This window comes from Arsenicicoccus sp. oral taxon 190, from assembly GCF_001189535.1.
Taxonomy (GTDB): domain Bacteria; phylum Actinomycetota; class Actinomycetes; order Actinomycetales; family Dermatophilaceae; genus Arsenicicoccus.
The window spans coordinates 1,533,174-1,552,607 of sequence record NZ_CP012070.1 but is presented as its reverse complement, the minus strand read 5'-3'; the positions used below and the strand labels follow the sequence as shown (position 1 = coordinate 1,552,607).

The following is a 19,434-nucleotide window of genomic DNA, read 5'->3' as shown; positions in this document are numbered from 1 at the left end:
GGGTCAGGACGGCTGGTCGAGCTCGGGCGGGTCGTCGTCCAGGCGGCACCAGGACTGACCGACGAGCCCGGCGGCCACCAGCAGCACCCCGGCGACCGTGGTGGCGAGCGCCGCGGCGGCCGGTGAGCCCAGGCCCGCGAGCGCCAGCTGGGCGCGACCGACGACGGCGAGGGCGGCATACCACCCGACCAGGACGGCCCCTGTGAGCGCGGCGGCCTGGCACAGCACCAGCACCCGGTATCCCCGCAGCCCGTCGTGCGGGCCGGAGGGCCGGGCGCCGCGCACGGTCCGACGCACCGACCAGGCACCGGCGAGGACCATCGCGGCGACGAGCAGCGGCGGCAGCACCGCGAGGTAGCCCGCCGGAGGCAGCGCGTGCCCGCTCTCGCTCCACCACGCCAGCCCGACGTAGGACGCCAGCAGCACGACGGCCGCGACGGCCGCCGCGACGCCCGCGGTGAGCCCGCGGCCGCCCCTCAGCACGGCCCGCCCCGGTGACGCTCGGGCCAGTCCGGGCCGGGCCGTATGCCGTCCGCCGCCCGCTCCTCGGCGAGCTGCGCCACGGCGCGGACCTCGCCCGCGGGGGTCCGCAGCACGGCGTCGGGGTCGGCCTGAGCCCACGGCACGAGCACGAAGCCGCGCTCGTGGGCCCGGGGGTGCGGCAGCGTCAGGGAGGGGTCGTCGCTGACGACGTCCTGCCCGGCGACCTGGTAGGCGACGAGGTCGAGGTCCAGGGTGCGGGCGCCCCACCGGACCTCGCGGGTGCGGCCGTGCCGCTCCTCGATCCGGTGCAGCTCGGCGAGCAGCGCCGCGGGCGAGCGCCGGGTGCGCCCGACGACGACGGCGTTGAGGTAGGGCGGCTGGTCGGGGCCGCCGACCGGGTCGGTCTCGTAGAGCCCGGAGCGGGCGGTGACCCGCAGCCCCGGGACCCGCCGCAGCCGCCGCTCGGCCTGGGCAAGGGTCTGCGCGGGGTCGCCGAGGTTGGCGCCGAGCGCGACGACGACCAGGGCGTCGCGGCGGCTGACGACGGTCACCGACACGTCGCCGAAGGGCACGGCGATGGGCGCCGCTGGCTTGTGGACCGTCACCTCGACCAGCTCGAGCGGCAGGTGGTCGGCGAGCAGCCGTGCCCCGATCCGCCCGGCCAGCGCCTCGATCAGGTCGTGCGGCTCCCCGGTGACGAGCGCGTGGACGGTCTCGGCGACCTCGGCGTAGCTCACCGTCGCCGCGAGGTCGTCGGTGGCCGCGGCGGCCTGCAGGTCCAGGTGCAGGACCAGGTCGACGACGAACTCCTGGCCGAGCACCCGCTCCTCGGGCAGCACCCCGTGACGACCGCGGGCGCGCAGCCCGGTCAGCCGGATCTGGTCGCCGCTCATGCGCTGGCCTCGGTGGCCTCGGGGGACGGGGCGGACGGCATACGGGCGGTCCAGGCGTGCAGGACCGCGAGCGCGTCGGCGCTCGCGCGCACGTCGTGGACCCGCAGGCCCCACACCCCGGCCTGGGCGGCGAGCAGGCTGGTCGCGGCCGTCGCCGTGTCCCGCTCGGCGGGCGGCCGGGGGACGAGCGAGCCGTCCGCGCCGGGGGCGGCGAGCAGGGAGCCGAGGAAGGCCTTGCGGGAGGTGCCGAGCAGGAGGGGTCGGCCGAGCGCGTGCAGCTCGGGCAGCCGACCCAGCAGCGTCCAGTTGTGCTCGGCGTGCTTGCTGAAGCCGATGCCGGGGTCCAGGACGAGCTGCTCCTCGCGCACGCCGGCGGCCTGCAGCTCGCGCACCCGCTGCCGCAGCTCGCGCACGACGTCGGTCACCACGTCGTCGTAGTCCAGGTGGTCCCTCGACTGCATCGTGGCCCCGTGGGCCCGCCAGTGCTGCACCACCATCGTCGCGCCGGTGCCGGCCACGACCTCGGCCAGCCGCGGGTCCGCCAGGCCACCGCTGACGTCGTTGACGATCGCGGCGCCGGCCTCGACGGCGGCGGCGGCGACCTGCGCGCGCATGGTGTCCACCGAGACGGTGACGCCCTGCGCGACGAGCGCCCGTATGACGGGCACCACCCGGTCCAGCTCCTCCTCGGCGCTCGGCCGGGTCGCTCCCGGGCGCGTGGACTCCCCGCCCACGTCGACGAGGTCGGCGCCGTCGCGGACCAGGGCCAGGCCGTGCTCCACCGCGGCGCGGGTGTCGAGCCAGCGGCCGCCGTCGCTGAAGGAGTCGGGGGTGACGTTGAGGACCCCCATGAGGTGGGGGCGGCCCCGGGGCGGGGTCGTGGGCACCGTCATCCGGTGAGTCCCTTGAGCAGCGTCAGGCGGGGCCAGGTCAGGAAGGCCTCGGCCTCCAGCGCCGCGATCCCGATGCGCGGCAGCGAGCTCGAGGCCGGGAAGACGAGGAAGCGCGGCTGCCAGCGGGGCCCGAACTTCGCGTTGAAGCGGTAGAGGCTCTCGATCTGGAACCACCGGGACAGGAAGACCAGCACCTTGCGGCTCACCTTGGTGACCGGCCCGGCGCCGAGGCGCTCGCCGCGCTCGAGCACGGCTCGGAAGGTCGCGAAGTTGAGGCTGACCTGCCGGATCCCGATGCTCGGGGCGCTGGTGAGGGCGGCCACGATCATGAGCTCGTTGAGGCCGCCCTCGGCGGTCTTGTCGCGCAGCATGACGTCCAGCGACATGCCGTCCTTGCCCCAGGGGACGAACTGCAGGAAGCCGCGGACCCGGCCCTCCTGCACCGCGGTCACGAGCACCGCCTCGGGGTCGGCGTGGTCGGCGAGGCGCCCCAGGGCCATGGAGAAGCCCCGCTCGGTCTCGGTCCCGCGCCAGGCCTGCGCGTCGGCCCGGATGGTCTCGCACTGCTCGGGGGTGAGGTCCCCGATGCGGGAAACGTGGGTGGAGTAGCCGGCGCGCTCGATGCGGCGCACCATCTGCCGGACGTTGCGCATCGCCCGGCCCTCGAGGGAGAAGCTGCCGGTGTCGACGACCGCCTCGTCCCCGAGCTCCAGCGCCTCGAAGTCGGTGTCGCGGGTCCACACGATCCCGGCCCGCTCGGAGCAGCCCAGCACCGCGGGCGTCCACGCGTGGCGCTCGGCGAGCTCGAGGAAGCGCTCGATCGCGCCGGGCCACGCCTCGGGGTCCCCGATCGGGTCGCCGGAGGCCAGCATGACGCCGTTGACGACGCGGTAGGCGATGGCGGACTTGCCGGAGTCGGACCACACGACGGACTTGTCGCGGCGCAGGTTGAAGTAGCCGAGCGAGTCGGGGTGGCGCCCCAGCAGGGCGCGCAGCCGCTCGTCGTCCTCGTCGGTCAGCTCGGGCCGCTGCTCGGGCGAGCGCAGCGCCAGGTAGGCCGTGACCATGAGGGTCATGAGGCCGAGCGACCCGAGGGTCAGGTCCATGGCGTCCTGGGTCCGCTCGTGGCGGAAGTGCAGGCCCTCCCCCATGCCCACGAGGCCGCCGAGGACGTAGCCCAGCATCGAGACCGGAGAGGCCGGCTCGGCGAGCATCCGGTCGGCGCGGACCGCCAGGGAGAGGTAGCCGATGACGACGCTGACCAGACCGAGGCCTAGGAAGGCCCACAGGGCCCGCCACCGGGTGCGGGGGTCCCCCTCGGCGTGGAACTCGCGCCGGTAGCGGACCAGGACGACGATCAGCACCACGCCGGGCAGCGCCGCGACGAGCTGCAGCCGCACCACGTGCAGCACGACGGTGAGCGCGAGCACGGCCAGCGCGACCGCCCAGGCTCGGCGCTTGCGCCGGGTCAGCGCGTGGCCGAGGGGGACCAGCAGGATGCCGGTGACGACCATCGCGGCGACGGCGGTGGAGGCGATCATGCCGGGCCCGACCACCGGCAGGTGCAGGATCTGCTGGCGCCAGCTGCGGAAGAGCGCCGCCAGCACGTTGACCGCGGCCAGGACATAGGTGAGCCGTCCGGCGACCACGGGGATGCGGGAGGGCCGGGCCACCCGGGCGATCAGTGCCTTGACCGGTGCCGGCAGGTAGACAGGCCGGTCCGCCCTCGTGGATCCCGCCACGTCGCCCCCCTGGTCTCGTGCCGTGCTCGGTGCCGCTGGCATGGTCTCAGCCCCGGCCGCCGAGCGCGAGCTGCATCGCCTCGGCTCGCGTCGCGGGGTCCCGCAGCTGACCGCGAACGGCCGAGGTCAGGGTCCGGGAGCCGGGCTTGCGCACCCCGCGCATGGACATGCACAGATGCTCGCACTCGATGACGACGATGACCCCTCCGGGGTTGAGGTGGTCGATCAGGGCGTCGGCGATCTGGGTGGTGAGCCGCTCCTGCACCTGGGGGCGCTTCGCGTAGACGTCGACGAGCCGCGCGAGCTTGGACAGGCCGGTGACCCGGCCGTCCTTGCCGGGGATGTAGCCGACGTGCGCGACCCCGTGGAAGGGCACGAGGTGGTGCTCGCAGGTGGAGTAGACCTCGATGTCGCGGACCATGATCAGCTCGCTGTGCCCGCCGATCTCGAAGACCGCGTCGAGCACCGCCCCGGGGTCCTGGCGCAGCCCGGCGAACATCTCGTCGTAGGCCCGGGCCACCCGCGCCGGAGTGTTGCGCAACCCCTCCCGGTCGGGGTCCTCCCCGATCGCGAGCAGCAGCTCGCGCACCGCCGCCTCGGCCCGGGCGTGGTCCACGACCACCGGCGGGCAGCCGGCGCGGTCCGACGCGGCGCGCTCCGACGCGGCCGCCGACCCGGCGGCCGGGCTGGCGTCGAGGGCCTCGTCACCGCCCGTCATCGTCACCGGCCGGGGTCCACCCGGTCGTCGCCGGGCAGCTCGATCACCTGGGTCGGGGGATACTCCCGCTCGGGGTCGGGGTTGTCACCGACCTGGTGGTCGACCTGCTCCTGGACGACCTCGACGACCTCGGGCTCGCCCGACTGCAGCGCGGCCTCCTCGGCGGGGGTCAGCACCGGGGGCCGGTCGCTGACCTGACGGTCCTGGCTGGACAGCCAGACCGGCCGCTCCGGCCGCTTGACCACGTCGGCGAAGACGACGGCCAGCTCGTCGCGGCCCAGCGTCTCCTTCTCCAGCAGCTCCAGGACCAGCCGGTCCAGGACGTCGCGGTTGTCGTTGAGGGCATGCCAGGCCTCGTCGTGGGCATAGTCGATGAGGCGGCGGACCTCCTCGTCGACGACCCCGGCGACGGTCTCGGAGTAGTCGCGCTGGTGGCCGTAGTCGCGGCCTAGGAAGACCTCGCCCTGCTCCTGGCCGAGCTTGACCGCGCCGATCCGCTCGGACATGCCGTACTGCGTGACCATCTGTCGCGCGAGCCCGGTGGCCTTCTCGATGTCGTTGGAGGCGCCGGTGGTGGGGTCGTGGAAGATCATCTCCTCGGCCACGCGCCCGCCGAGGGCGTAGGCGAGCTGGTCCAGGATCTCGTTGCGCGTGGTGGAGTACTTGTCGTCGTTGGGCAGCACCATCGTGTAGCCCAGGGCGCGGCCGCGCGGCAGGATCGTGATCTTGCTGACCGGGTCGGTGTGCCGCATCGCCGCCGCCACCAGGGCGTGCCCGCCCTCGTGGTAGGCGGTGATCTTCTTCTCCTTGGCCGACATGATGCGGGTCCGCTTCTGCGGCCCGGCGATCACGCGGTCGATGGCCTCGTCGACGATGGCGTTGGTGATCTGCAGGAGGTTGGAGCGGGCCGTCAGCAGGGCCGCCTCGTTGAGGACGTTGGCGAGGTCGGCGCCGGTCATGCCGGGGGTGCGCCGGGCGACGGCCATCAGGTCGACGTCGGCCGCGAGCGGCTTGGACTTGGCGTGGACCTGCAGGATGTGGTGCCGCCCGAGCATGTCGGGGGCCTCCACCGCGATCTGCCGGTCGAAGCGGCCCGGGCGCAGCAGCGCGGGGTCGAGGATGTCGGGGCGGTTGGTCGCCGCGATGAGGATGACATTGGTCTTGACGTCGAAGCCGTCCATCTCGACGAGCAGCTGGTTGAGCGTCTGCTCGCGCTCGTCGTGCCCGCCGCCGAGACCCGCGCCGCGGTGGCGACCCACGGCGTCGATCTCGTCCACGAAGATGATGGCGGGGGCGGACTGCTTGGCCTGCTCGAAGAGGTCCCGCACGCGGGACGCACCGACGCCGACGAACATCTCGACGAAGTCCGAGCCGGAGATCGAGAAGAAGGGCACGCCCGCCTCGCCGGCGACCGCGCGGGCGAGGAGGGTCTTGCCGGTGCCGGGCTGGCCGTAGAGCAGCACGCCCTTGGGGATCTTGGCGCCGACGGCCGCGAACTTCTCCGGCTCGACGAGGAACTCCTTGATCTCCTGCAGCTCCTCGACGGCCTCGTCTGCCCCGGCGACGTCGGCGAAGGTCACCTGCGGCATGTCCTTGGTGGCCACCTTGGCCTTGGACTTGCCGAACTGCATGACCTTGGAGCCGCCGCCCTGCATCGAGCTCATAATGAACCACGCGAAGGCGCCGAAGAGCAGCAGCGGGAGCATGTAGCCGAGCAGCGACAGGAAGGGCGAGTCGGTCGGGGGCTGCTCGTCGTAGCCCTTGGGCGGCTTGTGCGCGTCGAGCAGCTTGACCATCTCGGGGCCGCGCGGCTCGATGTAGTGCGCCCGCACGTGCTTGGCGTTCTTGACGCTGCCCTCGGAGTACTCGTTGCCGGGCTTGAGCGTCAGGTCCACGCGGTTGCCGTCGACGAGCTTGGCGGACTCGACCTTGTCCTGCTGGATGAGCTGGACGGCGGCGGAGGTGTCGACCTCGCGGTAGTCGGTCTGCTCACCCAGGGTCAGCCAGCCGGCCAGGAGCAGGGTGAGCAGGGCGACGAGCAGCCAGGGGCTGCGGAAGATGCGCTTCGGATCCATGTACGTGCGGGGAGCGACCCCGTCCTTCCTGATCAAGCGGTCGGCCGAGGCCGAGGAGTGCGGCGACCGGTCCGGTCGTCGCCGAGAGGCTCAACGTGCGAGCGCCGGGGGGTGTTCCGTCACTGGTAGACGTGCGGGGCGAGGGTCCCGATGTCGCGCAGGTTGCGGAAGCGCTGGTCGTAGTCCAGGCCGTAGCCGACCACGAACTCGTCGGGGATGTCGAAGCCGACGTAGCGCACGTCGATCGGCACCTTGACCACGTCGGGCTTGCGCAGCAGCGTCATGATCTCCAGCGACGCCGGGCGGCGGGACTCGAGGTTGGAGCGGGTCCACGACAGGGTCAGGCCGGAGTCGATGATGTCCTCGACGATGAGCACGTGCCGGTCGGTGATGTCGGTGTCGAGGTCCTTGAGGATCCGCACGACGCCGGAGCTCTTGGTGCCCGAGCCGTAGGAGGAGATGGCCATCCAATCCATCTCCACGCTGCCGGGGAGGTGCCGCATCAGGTCGGCCATGACCATGACGGCGCCCTTGAGCACCCCCACGAGCAGGACGTCCTTGCCCTCGTAGTCGCGCCAGATCTGGTCGGCCAGCTCGGCCAGCCGTGCCTGGATCTGCTCCTCGGTGTAGAGCACCGCGGCCAGGTCGTCGCCCATGTGGCGGGATTCCACTACGCCTCCTCGGTCGGTGGGCCGGTCCGGCCCGTCGGGCCGGGATCGCCTCGGTCAGTATGCCGGTCCACGGCCCCCTCGGGCGCGGCACCGGACGGGCGATCGCTCGATCGCCACCAGGTCATTCAACCCGATGGGGGCCCGTGAGGACGATCCGGCCGTCGGCGCCGGGGGTCCGGGAGGCGGTGACGGGCCCGGGCAGGCTGACCGGCCCCTGTCCGCGCCACCGGGTGAGGAGGGCGTCCAGGGCGCCGACGTGCACCGCGGTGAGCGCCCCCGCCGGGACCCCCGCGGCGAGCGCGGCCCGGTGCAGCACCCGGGTCCGCACGGCCGCGGGCTCGCCGGCGAGGAGCGCGGCGGGCAGCCCGTCGGCCCGCTGGTGGGTGGCGAGCCAGGCGGCGGCGAGGTCGTCGAGCGCCTCCGCGTCCGCGCGCAGCTGGTCGGCCGTGCGCGCCAGTGCGTCCCGTATGCCGGGGCCCAGCGCCTCGTCCAACGACGCGAGGGCGCCGCGCGCCCGCACCCGGGCATAGGTGGGGTCGAGGTTGTGCGGGTCGTGCCAGGGCTCGAGGCCGTCGTGGGCGCACACCGCAGCCGTGTCCGCGCGGGTCACGGCGAGCAGCGGCCGGTGGTAGCGGCCCCGGCGGGGCGGCATACCGGCCAGGGAGCGCGCGCCCGAGCCTCGGGCGAGCCCGAGGAGGACCTGCTCGGCCTGGTCGTCCCGGGTGTGGGCGAGCAGCACGGCGACGGCGCCGAGCTCGGTCGCGACCGCGTCGAGCGCGGCGTAGCGCGCCTCGCGGGCGGCGTCCTCCGGGCCCGCTCCCCCGGTCACCGTGACGCGCCGCACGACGACCGGGCGCAGGCTGAGCTGCTCGCACCGGCGGGCGGCCCGCTCGGCCACGGCGTCCGAGCCGGCCTGCAGGCCGTGGTCGACGACCACGGCCCCGGCGGGCCGACCGGTCTTGTCGACCTCGAAGGCCACGGCGGCGGCCAGCGCGAGCGAGTCGGTGCCCCCGCTGCAGGCCACGAGCACCAGCCCCTCGGGCAGGTCGTCGAGCAGGGCGCGGACCGCCCTCCGGACCGCCGCGACCCCGGGGGGCGGTCCGGCCATCAGCCGTGCACGCGGCGCAGCCAGAGCCGGTGGTCGCCGATCTCGGCGGGGGTGGGCAGCGTCTCCGGGGAGGTCCACACCTGGTTGAAGCCGTCCATGCCGACGGTGTCGACGACCCCGCGCACGAAGGCCGCGCCCTCGGAGTACTGCCGCATCTTGGCCTCCAGCCCGAGCAGCCGGCGGATCACCCGGTCCAGGGAGGACCGGCCGCCGCGGCGCTGGTCGAAGGTCGTGCGGATGCGGTCGACGGTCGGGATCACCGCGGGGCCCACGTCGTCCATGATCACGTCGGCGTGGCCCTCGAGCAGGCTCATGACGGCGGTGATCCGGGCGATCTCCTCCCGCTGCTGCGGCGTGGTGACCAGGTCGGACAGGCCGTTGCCGCCCTCGCGCAGCACGTCGGGCAGGTTGCGGACCATCTGGGCCAGCCGGGCGGCCAGCTGGTCGGCGTCGGGGACGAGCTCGACGGACAGCTCGCGGGTGCGGTCCAGCAGGTGCTGGCGCAGCCACGGCACGGCGGTGAACTGCACGCGGTGCGTCTCCTCGTGCAGGCACACCCACATCCGGAAGTCGCGAGGGTCCACGTCGAGCTCGCGCTCCACCTCGACGACGTTGGGCGCGACCAGCAGCAGGCGGGGGGTGCCGCCGGGGGCGAGGTCGTACTGCCCGAGGACCTTGCTCGCGAGGAAGGCCATGAGGGCGCCGGTCTCACCGCCCGTGACCTTGCCGCCCACGGCCGCCGCGGTAGGGCCGACCCCCGAGGGGCGGGCGGCGAGGAGCTTGTCGGTGACCGGGGCGATCATGCCCCGCAGCGACTCGACGTTGGCGTCGATCCAGCCGGGGCGGTCCACGACCCGGGCGGGCTCGGCGCTCGCCGGCGCGTGCAGGTGGGAGGTGTCGGCGACGTGCTGGGCGGACGCCGCCGCCGCGGCCCGCAGCTCGCGCACCGCGTCGGCGGCCTCCGCGCGGCTCACGCGGGGCCCTCGGGGGACGAGTCGACGGGCGGTGGCCGCCGCGAAGTCCCAGTCGACGAGCTCGACGGACCCGACGGACCCGACGGGCCCGACCGGCCTGACGGGCTCGGAGGAGCGGTCGGCGCCGTGGTGCAGGTCCTGCCTGGAGTCCTGGCTCATGTCCTGCTCAACCTCTTGGTGGCGTGATCCGTTCCCGGCGACTCCCGGCGACTCCCGGCGACTCCCGGCGACTCCGGGCGACTCCGGGCGAGGGCGTCATCGGTGATCACCGGCAGCCGCAGCCGGCGAGCCGCGCCACCAGCGCGTCCAGCGCCGCCCGCCCCCCCTCGGTGCCGGTCGCGGCCGGGACCTCGTTGGCGATCAGCGCGAAGGCCAGGGTGCGCCCGTCGCGGTCCACGACGGTCCCCCCGAGCGAGCTGACCCCGGTCAGCGTGCCCGTCTTGGCCCGCACCACCCCCGCTCCCGGGAGGGCCGGGCCGCTCACGTAGCGGCCGCCGAGGGTCCCCGAGAGCCCGGCGACGGGCAGGTCCTGCACGACCCGGGCGAGCGCCGGCTCGCGGCCTGTGGTGCCGGCGGTCACCACGTCGCCGACCACCCGCGCCGGCACCGTCGTGCCCGCGGCGAGCCCGCTCGAGTCGGCGAGGCGCACCCCGCTCGTGTCGTAGCCACGCCGCGCCAGCTCGGCCTGCACCCACGCCGCGGCGTCCCCGAAGCCGACCGGGCGCCCCGCCGGGACGGCCCCGGCGCGCGCCGTCGCCTGGCGGGCCAACGACTCGGCGAGCGCGTTGTCGCTGCGCTGCAGCGCCACGGCCATCTGGTCGGCCACCGTCGCTGAGGTGACGGCCGCGAGCGGCGTGGCCCCGGGCACCGGCGCGGTCCCGCGGGCCAGGTCTCCGGTCACGGTGATCCCGTCCTTGCGGAGCGCGTCGCGCAGCACCTGCGCGACCTCCTCGGCCGGGTCGGTCGGGCCGGGGCGGCCGGGGGCGACGAGGCCGTCGGCGAGACCGAGCGTGGTGACCTTGCCGACGATCGCCTCCTCGAAGAAGGAGCGCGGCCAGCCGGGGGCGTAGTCCGGCCCGGCGGCGTAGGAGCTGTCCAGCCGCAGCGTGACGGCGGTCCGGCCAGCGGCCCGCAGCGCCCGGGCGGTGTCGGCCGCCAGCGTCGCCACCCCCGCGTGGCCCTCCACCGCGTCGGGCCGGGAGGCGCCACGGCCCAGCAGGGTGTCCCCGCCGGCCTTGAGCACGAGCGTCCCGTCCGGGGCCAGCAGGGTGCTGGTGGCGAGCCGGGTGTCCGGCCCGAGCGACGGCACGACCGCGGCGGCGGTGAGGAGCTTGGTGGTGGAGGCGGGGGTCCGCGGGGTGTCGGCGGCCACGTCGAGCAGGTGCGCTCCCGTCATACCGTCCCGGACCGTGAGGGAGACCTCGCCCAGGCGCGGGTCGGTGAGCCGGGCGCCGAGGGCCGCCCTGATCCCGGCTCCAGACGGCAGCGGCGCGGCGGTCGGGCTCGGGGTCGTCGGGGACGGGACCGGCACCCGCGCCACGGGCGACCCGGTGACCGGCGCGGGGACGGGCACGGCGCTCGGGTCAGGGTCGATCGTGAGGATCCCGGGGACCCGGTCGTAGGCGTCGAGCGTGGCATACGTGGCAAGGCCCACACCGAGCGTCGCGATGCAGGTGATTACGGTCATCCGTCGCACGGTTCAGCCTCCCCCTTCGGTAGGTTGGTCCCAACGCATGTCACCGACCGAGACGCAGCGTAGGCCAGAGTGCACACGCTGCCACCCATAGCCACGCAAAGGGGCCACCAGTGGAGCTGGACGTCACCATCGAGATCCCGTCGGGCAACCGCAACAAGTACGAGGTCGACCACGAGTCCGGCCGCATCCGCCTCGACCGCATGCTCTTCACGTCCACCCGCTACCCGGCCGACTACGGCTACGTCGAGGACAGCCTCGGCGAGGACGGCGACCCGCTGGACGCGCTGGTGCTGCTGGACGAGCCCACCTTCCCCGGCTGCCTGGTGCGGGCGCGGCCCATCGGGCTCTTCCACATGCGCGACGAGGCCGGCGGCGACGACAAGCTGCTGTGCATCCCGGCCGGCGACCCCCGCCAGGAGCACATCACCGAGCTGGAGCACATCAGCGACTTCGACCGCCTGGAGATCCAGCACTTCTTCGAGACCTACAAGGACCTCGAGCCGGGCAAGTCCGTGGAGGGGGCCTTCTGGGCCGGCCGCGAGCGCGCCGAGGAGATCGTCCGCGAGGCGATCCAGCGCGCCAAGGACAACAACGTCACCACGCTGCGCTGGCCGGCGCCTCACGGTCACTGAGCCAGGCCCGTATGCCGCGAGCGCCCCGCCCCACCTGCTGGTGGGAGCGGGGCGCTCTCGCGTGAGCGGGACGTCGGCGCGCGGTGCGGGTCGGCCGTCCGCGCGGCGCGGTGTCAGCGGTGCGGCGTCAGCGGACGCGGCCGCCCTGGGGCAGCAGGTCGGACCAGTAGATCGACTCGACGCGCACCTGGGCACCGGTGTGCGGGGCGTTGACCATCTTGCCGCCGCCGATGTACATCCCGACGTGGTGGATGCTCGCGGCGTCGCGTCCGAAGAACACCAGGTCGCCCGGCTGCAGCTGGGACAGCGGGACCCGGTCGGTCTGCGCCCACTGCGACCCCGTGAAGTGGTCGATGGCCGCCCCGCCGCGCGCCCACGCGGCCTGGGTCAGGCCGGAGCAGTCCCACCGGTCGGGACCGGCGCCGCCCCAGAGGTACCAGTCCCCCAGCTGCGCCATCGCGAAGTCGACGGCCTGCTGGGCCCGGGGGTTGCCGGCGACCACCCGCGTCGGGGTGCCCGGTACGTATGCCGGGACCGCGCCCCCCAGCCCCGCCGCGGCCTGCCGGGCCTCGGCGGCCCGCTGGTCCGCCGCGAGCAGCAGGCCGTCCTGGTGGCGCCGCTCGAGGTCGACGCTGGTGCGGTTGAGCTCGGCGAGGCGGGCGAGGGCCATCTCCTGGGCGGCGCGCGTGGTCTCCGCCGCGGCGGCCGCGGCCTGCTCGGCGGCGGTGGCCTTGGTGCGGGCGGTCAGCGCGGCCTGCTCGTCGGCCTTGCGCTGGTCGTTGGCGCGCTGGGCGGCGAGCCGCAGCTCGGTGGCCACGGCGAGCTGGTCGGTGGAGCTGCGGACGACGTCGGTCTGGACCTCGCCGAGGGTGCGCAGCCCGGCGGCGCGCTCCATCGCGGCCTGCGGGCCGCCCGGGGCGACGAGCGCCTCGAGCCCCGACAGCGGGGTGCGCGACTCGTAGGTCTGCGCCGCGACCCGGCCGAGGTTGACCTTGGCGGCGGCGAGGGTGGCCTCGGCGGCCTTCGCCTTGGCGTCGGCGGCCTGGAAGGCGCGGGTCGAGGCGTCCAGGCGCAGCTTGGCGCCGTTGTACTGCTCAGCGGCGAGGGCGGCGGCGGCGCGTGCGGCGTCGAGGCGCTGCGTGGCGGCGACATACTCCTGCTGCGCGGTGGTCACCTGGGCGAGCTGGCGGGCGGCCGCCTGCCGGGCAGCCTCCACCTCCTCCTGGGAGGGCGGGCTCGCGGGGGCCGATGCCGTGGGGCTCGGGGCCGGGTCCGCCACGGCCGGTGCGGCGAGGCCGAGGGTGAGCAGCGCGACGGTGCTCGCGACGAGCGTGGCGCGCGTCGGCACGGTCGAACCACGGCGGTGGGCGCTGGCAGGCACGGAGGTGGTCCCCTTCTGCGGTTGTGCTGACTCTGGCGGTGCAGGTCCGCGGCCCCTGTCCCGGGCGCGCGACGGACCATGGGACGACCTCACGGGTGCTGGCCCTGCTCCAGGTCCCAGCCTACGGAGCGCGGCGCCCGGCGGGGCCCTCGTCCAGGAAGTCCGAAGGCGCGCCAGGGCGGTCCCGGGTGACCGGTCCGTGAACGCCGCATGGCGCCGGGAGACCACACCCCTGTGTTTTCCCAGGTCACGGCAGGGTCACGACGCCATCACCCGGGTCGACCAGCGAAGATAACGAAACGATAAAGCGCTGGGCCGGACGGGTGACGGGCGGCGGTCGCTTCGCCCGTTTCGCCCCCGGCATGGCAACTCTGAGTGACGCCTGATCACGTCCCGTGGTGCCGGCGTCGCCCGCTCAGCTGGTCCCGAGCAGGTAGGGCAGCACCGTCGGCAGCGTCTTGCGCCAGGAGTTGAGGGTGTGGCCCTGACCGTCGATCAGCAGCGGCCGGATCCCCGGGATCCCGCGCGTCGCGTTGAGGAAGGTCGAGGTCTGCGGCCAGCTCTGCGGGTCGGCCTGGGAGGACATGACCAGCAGCTTGGTGTTGGCCGGGGGCCGGTGCTGCAGCATCCACGCGACGTCGCTGGTGTGACGCAGCTCGGGGTTGCGGGCCAGGTCCAGCGCCAGCGCCCCGGTCGACCCGTCGGGGATGGGGGCGTAGAAGCCCTGGATCGACGCGCCGGCGCCGAACTCGCGCGGGTTGTTGACGTGCAGCTTGGCCGCGCAGTAGCCGCCGAGGGACCACCCGATGACGGACCACTTGGGGCCGGTCGGAGCGACGCCGAGCGTCTTGACCGCCCAGGTGGGGACGTCGTGGGCGAGCCAGGAGTAGGCCTGCGGGCCGCCCGGGTAGTCCACGCACTCGGTGTCGTTGGGCAGCTTGATGTTGATCTCGGGGAAGAGCGCCACGAAGGGCGGCACCTTGCGGTCGCGCACCAGCTGGGCCGCCTCGTCGCCGAAGTGCAGGCCGTTGGCCGCGAAGTCGGTCGTGACGTAGGCGCCGCCGAGGACGAGGACGACCGGGAGGTCCTTGGCCTTGTCGTTCTTCTCGTAGCCGGGCGGCATCCAGGCGATGACCTTCTGCTTGGTCTTGGCCTTGCCGCCGTTGACCAGGTAGTCGCGGTAGGTCCCGTTGCCCGCGGCGGGCTGCACCGGGTGGGGGGCCCACCCGTCCTTGGCGATCCGGGCGATCTCGGCCTGGTTGAGCGTCTCGCCGCTGCTGGCGCCGCCGCCCATGCCGGCGAGCGGGTCGCCGTCGTCCGCGGCGGACACCAGGGCGTCCCACGTCGGGTAGAAACCGAGCTCACGGTTGACCACGGCTGCGGCCCCGGCGACCGCCAGGACCTGCGAGGCGAGCACCCCGACCGCCACACCGACGGCCACGGCCACCCGGCGGACGCGCCGACCCTGGCCCCGGCTGCGCCACCACCAGCCGATGCCCACCAGCACCGGCACCACCAGGGCAGCGCCCAGCACCAGCCCGATCACGATCCTTGACGTCGGTCCCATCCCGTCCCCTTCTGTTCACTGCGCAGACGCCTGGGAGTGCCCGCAGGTTGGCTCTGCGGCGTCATCGGCACACCTCTCGGAGCCCCTCGGTGGCGAGGCGGACCCGGGCCTCGGTGGTGCCGGGCTCGTCCCGTCCCTGCCGCAGCAGAAGCCGGTCGTGCAGCGAGGACAGCAGCGTCTCGGACACCTCCCACGCGTCCCGCCGGGCGAGGAGCGACTCCTCCGTCTCGGCGGCGTACACGTCGGCGGGCGCGGCCTGCAGGTAGGCGCGCACGAACCCGGCCACCTGCGCGCGGGTCAGCGGCACCTGCACCCCCGGGCTCGCCAGGACGCCGCCGAGGTAGCCGAGGTCGCGTGCCGGGTCGTCGATCTCGGCCCACTCCCAGTCGACGAGGCGCGGCTCGCCGCGCTCGACGAGGACGTTGGCGGCGACGAGGTCCCCGTGCACCAGCGCGAACCTGCGCACCCCCTCGAACCACGGCTCCCGCGCGGCCAGGTAGCCCCGCACCAGCGGCAGCAGCGCGAGCACCTCCGGGTCGTCGACCACCTCGGGGTGGTGCTCCAGCCACCACCCGAGCCCCGCCTCGAAGGCGCCGACGATGCTGACCGCCGACCGGGTGGGGTCGTCCAGCGGACCGCACCGGTCGTAGGGCTCGGCGTGGAGCCGGGCGATCACCTGCGCGAGCCGCGCGAGCAGGGCGTCGTCCCACCGGCCGGGGTCGGTGAGCACCTCACCGGCGACCAGGGAGACGACCATGGCCGGTATGCCGAGCCGGTCGCCGCTCTCGTCCAGCGCGATCGGCGCGGGCCCGATCCCGTCGGGCAGCCGCTGCAGGCAGGCGAACTCGTCGCGCATGCCCCGCGGCAGCTCGGCGGCGTCGCGGCGCACGACCCGCACCACGACGTCGGTGTCGCGGGTGGCGACGTGCCAGGCGGCATACGACTCGCCGTGGCCCAGCAGGCTCACCCACTCGGGGGCGCGGGACAGGCCGCACCAGGCCCACTCGCGCTCGAGGGCGGCCCGCAGCTCGGTCTCGGTGATCACGGCAGCCAGGCTAGGCGCTCGCGATGGTGCGACCCCGACCGGCGGCCTTGGCCGCGTAGAGCGAGGCGTCAGCCCGGCCGATGAGCGACTCGACGTCGTCGCCCGGTGCCATGGTGGCGATGCCGGCGGAGAAGGACTGGGACTTCGGGGTCGCCATCCGCATCAGCGCCAGGACCTCCTCGGCGCCGGGGGGCCCGTCGCCGGGGAGGATCACCACGAACTCCTCGCCGCCGTAGCGGTAGATGGTGCCGCGGGCGCCCAGCACCGAGGACCACGCGAGCCCGGCCGCGCGCAGCAGCCGGTCGCCCTGCAGGTGTCCGTAGCTGTCGTTGAAGAGCTTGAAGTGGTCGAGGTCCACGATCGCGAGGCTGAGGGGGCTGCCCTCCTGCGTCGCCTCCGCGATCGCCTCCTCGAGCAGCCGCGAGCCGGCGCGGCGGTTGGGCAGCCGGGTCAGCTCGTCGGTGCGGGCGGTGGCCTCCAGCTCGGCCGACTGCCGCTCGATGCGGCGGACCAGCGCGAGCAGGCGGTGCACGAAGAGCACCGTCATGACTGCCGTGCCGACCAGCACCAGGACCACGGTGCTGACGGGCATCTGCCAGCCGGCGAGCACGGGCGCGATGGCCAGCGCTGTGCCCGGGCCCACGAGGGACAGGACCAGCAGGCCGATGCCCGCGGAGGAGACGTGCGAGACCGGGGCTCCGGCGTCGTGACGGGCCAGCACGGCGCCGAGAGCGATCAGTGCGAACTCCACCATCCACAGCGCCGGCGCGGCCTGCGCGGGGGTGTCACCGATGCGGCCGGCCGAGTAGGCCCCGAAGAGCAGGTCCCCCACGACCGCCATCATGACGGCCCCCACCAGCGCCCGCGACGACAGGTCCCGAGCGGTGCGCGACCCGAGGAGCACCACGCCGCCGGCGACGAGCACGGCGTCCCCCACCGGCAGCAGGTTGGCCACCACGGTGCGAAAGCTCATGCCCTGCGCCAGCAGGCTCGGGCCGCTGACGATCCACCACAGCAGCAGGAACCCCACGATGCCGATGATGGACTCCAGCCACACGGCCGCGTCCCGCACCATCCCCTCCTTGCGCGCAAGCCCCGCCATCCCCGTCCCGGTCATCAGGTAGGCGAGCAGCGAGAGCAGCGCGCTGAGGGACCAGTCGCCGAGGGACCCGGTCACGACGCTGCGGAGCGCGACCACCACGAGCGAGCCGATCCACACCGTGGCGCCCGCGACGATGAGGCGCCACTGCGGTCGGTGCCGCGGCTGGGTGTGCCGCAGGGCCGTGACGGCCACCAGCAGCGACACCAGGAGGCTGACGACGAACGCGACGCCGGGCGCCGCGCCGCTCGCGGTCCAGTAGACGATCTGGCAGACCACGAGCGTGTCGACGACGAGGGCCACGAGGAGCCGGAGGTGTGCGCGCTCGGAGGAGCCTCGTCCAGGCAGCCCCCGCGGCCTCCGAGACGAGATTGGTTGCATAGCGTCCATGGTAGGTGGCGCAGCGTGTTTGCGGGGCGGGCTCGCGGCACGGGGAGGCGGTGGTTTGGGGCGCCGGATCGACCACAACCACACCCCCGGGACACGGTGCGGTCGCCAGGGGGCGCCATACCGACCACAACCACACCCCCGGGACAGGTTGTGGTCGCCTAGGGGTGCCCGGCGCAGCAGAAAGGCCCCCGGCGAACCGGAGGGCCTTGTCTGAGCCGCTTGTCGGAATCGAACCGACGACCTATTCATTACGAGTGAATCGCTCTGGCCGACTGAGCTAAAGCGGCATGGGCCGTCAGGGACGACCGGCTGACCACTATACAGGGACGGCCGCAGCGCCCGCCAAATCCCTGCCGCCCCCGGACCGGGCGCTCAGCACTTGGCGCCGCTGGTCGGCACCTTGCCCTTGACCAGGTAGTCGTCGACGGCGCGGTCCACGCAGTTGTTGCCCTGCTGGTAGGCGGTGTGGCCGTCGCCGTCGCGGGTGAGCAGCACGCCGTGCTCGAGCTCCTTGGCGAGCGCGACGGAGTTCTCGTATGGCGTCGCCGGGTCCCGCGTGGTGCCGAGCACGAGGATCGGCCCGGACCCGGGGGCCTTCACGGGCTTGGCGACGCCCGTGGCCTTGACCGGCCAGACGCCGCACACTGCGTCGCCCCACGCCATGAAGCGGCCCCACACGGGAGCGACCTTGGTGAAGTCCTTCTCGTCGGCGGCATACCGGTCGGCGTCGCCGGCGACGGGGCGGTCCAGGCAGTTGACGGCGTTGATGGCCTGCAGCATGTTGCCCTTGTAGCTGCCGTCGTCCTGGCGGTCGGCGTACTGCATGGCGAGGCGCATGAGGCCGGAGCCGTCGCCCTTCTTGGCCGACCGCAGCGCCTGGTCCAGGTCGGACCACAGCTGGTCGCTGTACATCGGCATCGCCACGCCGAGGGAGGCCCAGCCCTCGGTCAGCGTGCCGGTGCCCACGCCGGGGGCGGGGAGCGGGTTGGCGTCGATCTGCTTGAGCAGGTCCGACAGCCCAGTCATCGCCTCGTCGACGGTGGAGCCGATCGGGCAGCTGCCGGTGTCGACGCAGTGCTGGGCGTAGGCGCGGGTGGCCCGCTCGAACCCGGTCGCCTGCCCCAGCGCGGACTGCTTGCCGTCCTGGGCCGGGTCGATGACGCCGTCGAGCACCATCTGGCCGACGTGGGTGGGGAAGAGGTCGGCATACGTCGCCCCGAGGAAGGTGCCGTAGGACGCCCCGAAGTAGTTGAGCTTGGCGTCGCCGAGGACGCCGCGCAGCACGTCCATGTCCTTGGCGGCCTCGACCGTGGAGACGTGCCGCAGCAGGTCACCGGTCTTGGCGAGGCAGGCGTCGGCGAAGGTCTTGTTGGCCGCCATGACCTTGTCGCGCTCCGCGGCGTCGTCGGGGGTGGGGTCGCCCCCGAGGTAGTTGTCCATCTGCTTGTCGTCCAGGCAGGTCACGGGGCTGGACCGGGCCACGCCGCGCGGGTCGAAGCCGACCACGTCGAAGCGGCGCTGCACGTTGCCCGCCAGCGCCGGGGCGAACCAGTCGACCATGTCGACGCCCGACGCGCCCGGCCCGCCGGGGTTGAGCACCAGCGACCCGGCCCGCTGGCCGGAGGTGGAGCGCTGCCGCTTGAGCGCGAGCTTGATGGTGGCGCCCTCCGGCTTGTCGTAGTCGACCGGCACCATCAGCTCCGCGCACTGGAACCGGCCGCACCGCTCCCAGCTGACCTTCTGCGTGTAGTACTTCGCCAGGTCGGGGGCGTGGGTCGGCATGGAGGTGGCGGGGCTGGCCGAGCCGCCGGAGTCGTGGCCGCCGGACGAGCTGCCCTGGGACGAGCCGGAGCCCGGCTCGGACGACCCGCCTCCGACCCCGCCCGGGACCGTGCAGCCGGCGGCGAGCAAGGACGTGCCCGCGAGCAGGCTGAGGGCGCGCGCGGCGCGGGAGCGAGGCGACGAGCTCATGCGAGCACCTTTCGGCCGGGGACAGCAGCACGTATGTCGGGTCGCCGGCCCCTCGCCGCAACCCGACTCCCCACGGTAACCGTCGACCCTGGGATC

Annotated in this window: 16 protein-coding genes and 1 tRNA gene; 1 reads left to right on the top strand and 16 read right to left on the bottom strand. The window is 74.1% G+C overall.

What is annotated here, in order from left to right; translation table 11 throughout:
• Positions 1–3 precede the first annotated feature (3 nt).
• The 10 genes from ADJ73_RS07295 to dacB all read right to left on the bottom strand — a co-directional run bounded on the left by ADJ73_RS07295 (position 4) and on the right by dacB (position 11,244).
• Positions 4–483 carry a DUF3180 domain-containing protein gene (locus tag ADJ73_RS07295; RefSeq protein ID WP_050347727.1) on the bottom strand — a complete coding sequence of 160 codons (480 nt, stop codon included), beginning with the start codon at positions 481–483 and terminating at the stop codon, positions 4–6.
• Positions 477–1,376, bottom strand: coding sequence for a 2-amino-4-hydroxy-6-hydroxymethyldihydropteridine diphosphokinase (gene folK, locus ADJ73_RS07290; protein WP_050347726.1), 900 nt, complete (start codon positions 1,374–1,376; stop codon positions 477–479). Before folK ends, ADJ73_RS07295 begins: the two co-directional genes overlap by 7 nt.
• Positions 1,373–2,269, bottom strand: coding sequence for a dihydropteroate synthase (gene folP / locus ADJ73_RS07285; protein WP_050347725.1), 897 nt, complete (start codon positions 2,267–2,269; stop codon positions 1,373–1,375). Before folP ends, folK begins: the two co-directional genes overlap by 4 nt.
• A complete protein-coding gene (locus ADJ73_RS07280; RefSeq protein ID WP_050347724.1) occupies positions 2,266–4,011 on the bottom strand; it encodes a phosphatidylglycerol lysyltransferase domain-containing protein in 1,746 nt (581 codons plus the stop codon). Before ADJ73_RS07280 ends, folP begins: the two co-directional genes overlap by 4 nt.
• Before the next feature lie 46 nt (positions 4,012–4,057).
• A complete protein-coding gene (gene folE / locus ADJ73_RS07275; RefSeq protein WP_082176811.1) occupies positions 4,058–4,729 on the bottom strand; it encodes a GTP cyclohydrolase I FolE in 672 nt (223 codons plus the stop codon).
• Between the two features lie 2 nt (positions 4,730–4,731).
• Entirely contained in the window at positions 4,732–6,804 is a 2,073-nt protein-coding gene (gene ftsH, locus ADJ73_RS07270) for an ATP-dependent zinc metalloprotease FtsH (RefSeq protein ID WP_050347723.1), read from the bottom strand.
• 119 nt (positions 6,805–6,923) lie between these two features.
• The gene (gene hpt / locus ADJ73_RS07265; protein ID WP_050347722.1) at positions 6,924–7,475 is read right to left on the bottom strand and encodes a hypoxanthine phosphoribosyltransferase; all 552 of its coding nucleotides are present in this window, start codon (positions 7,473–7,475) and stop codon (positions 6,924–6,926) included.
• A gap of 121 nt (positions 7,476–7,596) precedes the next feature.
• A complete protein-coding gene (tilS, locus tag ADJ73_RS07260) occupies positions 7,597–8,583 on the bottom strand; it encodes a tRNA lysidine(34) synthetase TilS (RefSeq protein WP_050347721.1) in 987 nt (328 codons plus the stop codon).
• On the bottom strand, positions 8,583–9,716 hold the full coding sequence (locus tag ADJ73_RS07255; protein ID WP_050347720.1) for a zinc-dependent metalloprotease: 1,134 nt from the start codon (positions 9,714–9,716) through the stop codon (positions 8,583–8,585). The genes tilS and ADJ73_RS07255 overlap by 1 nt, the downstream gene beginning before the upstream one ends.
• Positions 9,717–9,822: 106 nt before the next feature.
• Entirely contained in the window at positions 9,823–11,244 is a 1,422-nt protein-coding gene (dacB, locus tag ADJ73_RS07250; protein WP_050347719.1) for a D-alanyl-D-alanine carboxypeptidase/D-alanyl-D-alanine endopeptidase, read from the bottom strand.
• A 119-nt stretch (positions 11,245–11,363) separates the two neighbouring features.
• Here dacB and ADJ73_RS07245 point away from each other — a divergent pair, with 119 nt between their 5' ends.
• Positions 11,364–11,885 carry an inorganic diphosphatase gene (locus ADJ73_RS07245; RefSeq protein ID WP_050347718.1) on the top strand — a complete coding sequence of 174 codons (522 nt, stop codon included), beginning with the start codon at positions 11,364–11,366 and terminating at the stop codon, positions 11,883–11,885.
• A gap of 127 nt (positions 11,886–12,012) precedes the next feature.
• Here the strand turns inward: ADJ73_RS07245 and ADJ73_RS07240 are convergent, their stop codons facing one another.
• The 6 genes from ADJ73_RS07240 to ADJ73_RS07215 all read right to left on the bottom strand — a co-directional run bounded on the left by ADJ73_RS07240 (position 12,013) and on the right by ADJ73_RS07215 (position 19,338).
• The gene (locus tag ADJ73_RS07240) at positions 12,013–13,266 is read right to left on the bottom strand and encodes a C40 family peptidase (protein WP_156188160.1); all 1,254 of its coding nucleotides are present in this window, start codon (positions 13,264–13,266) and stop codon (positions 12,013–12,015) included.
• Between the two features lie 415 nt (positions 13,267–13,681).
• Positions 13,682–14,833: an alpha/beta hydrolase gene (locus tag ADJ73_RS07235; protein WP_156188159.1), complete on the bottom strand. Its 1,152-nt coding sequence runs from the start codon at positions 14,831–14,833 to the stop codon at positions 13,682–13,684.
• A 61-nt stretch (positions 14,834–14,894) separates the two neighbouring features.
• Entirely contained in the window at positions 14,895–15,878 is a 984-nt protein-coding gene (locus tag ADJ73_RS07230) for a phosphotransferase family protein (protein WP_050347715.1), read from the bottom strand.
• 10 nt (positions 15,879–15,888) lie between these two features.
• Positions 15,889–17,280 carry a GGDEF domain-containing protein gene (locus ADJ73_RS07225; protein WP_050347714.1) on the bottom strand — a complete coding sequence of 464 codons (1,392 nt, stop codon included), beginning with the start codon at positions 17,278–17,280 and terminating at the stop codon, positions 15,889–15,891.
• Between the two features lie 300 nt (positions 17,281–17,580).
• A tRNA-Thr gene (locus ADJ73_RS07220) sits at positions 17,581–17,654 on the bottom strand.
• An 85-nt stretch (positions 17,655–17,739) separates the two neighbouring features.
• Complete coding sequence (locus tag ADJ73_RS07215) at positions 17,740–19,338, bottom strand: alpha/beta hydrolase (RefSeq protein WP_050347713.1); 1,599 nt, start codon at positions 19,336–19,338, stop codon at positions 17,740–17,742.
• Positions 19,339–19,434: the final 96 nt, after the last annotated feature.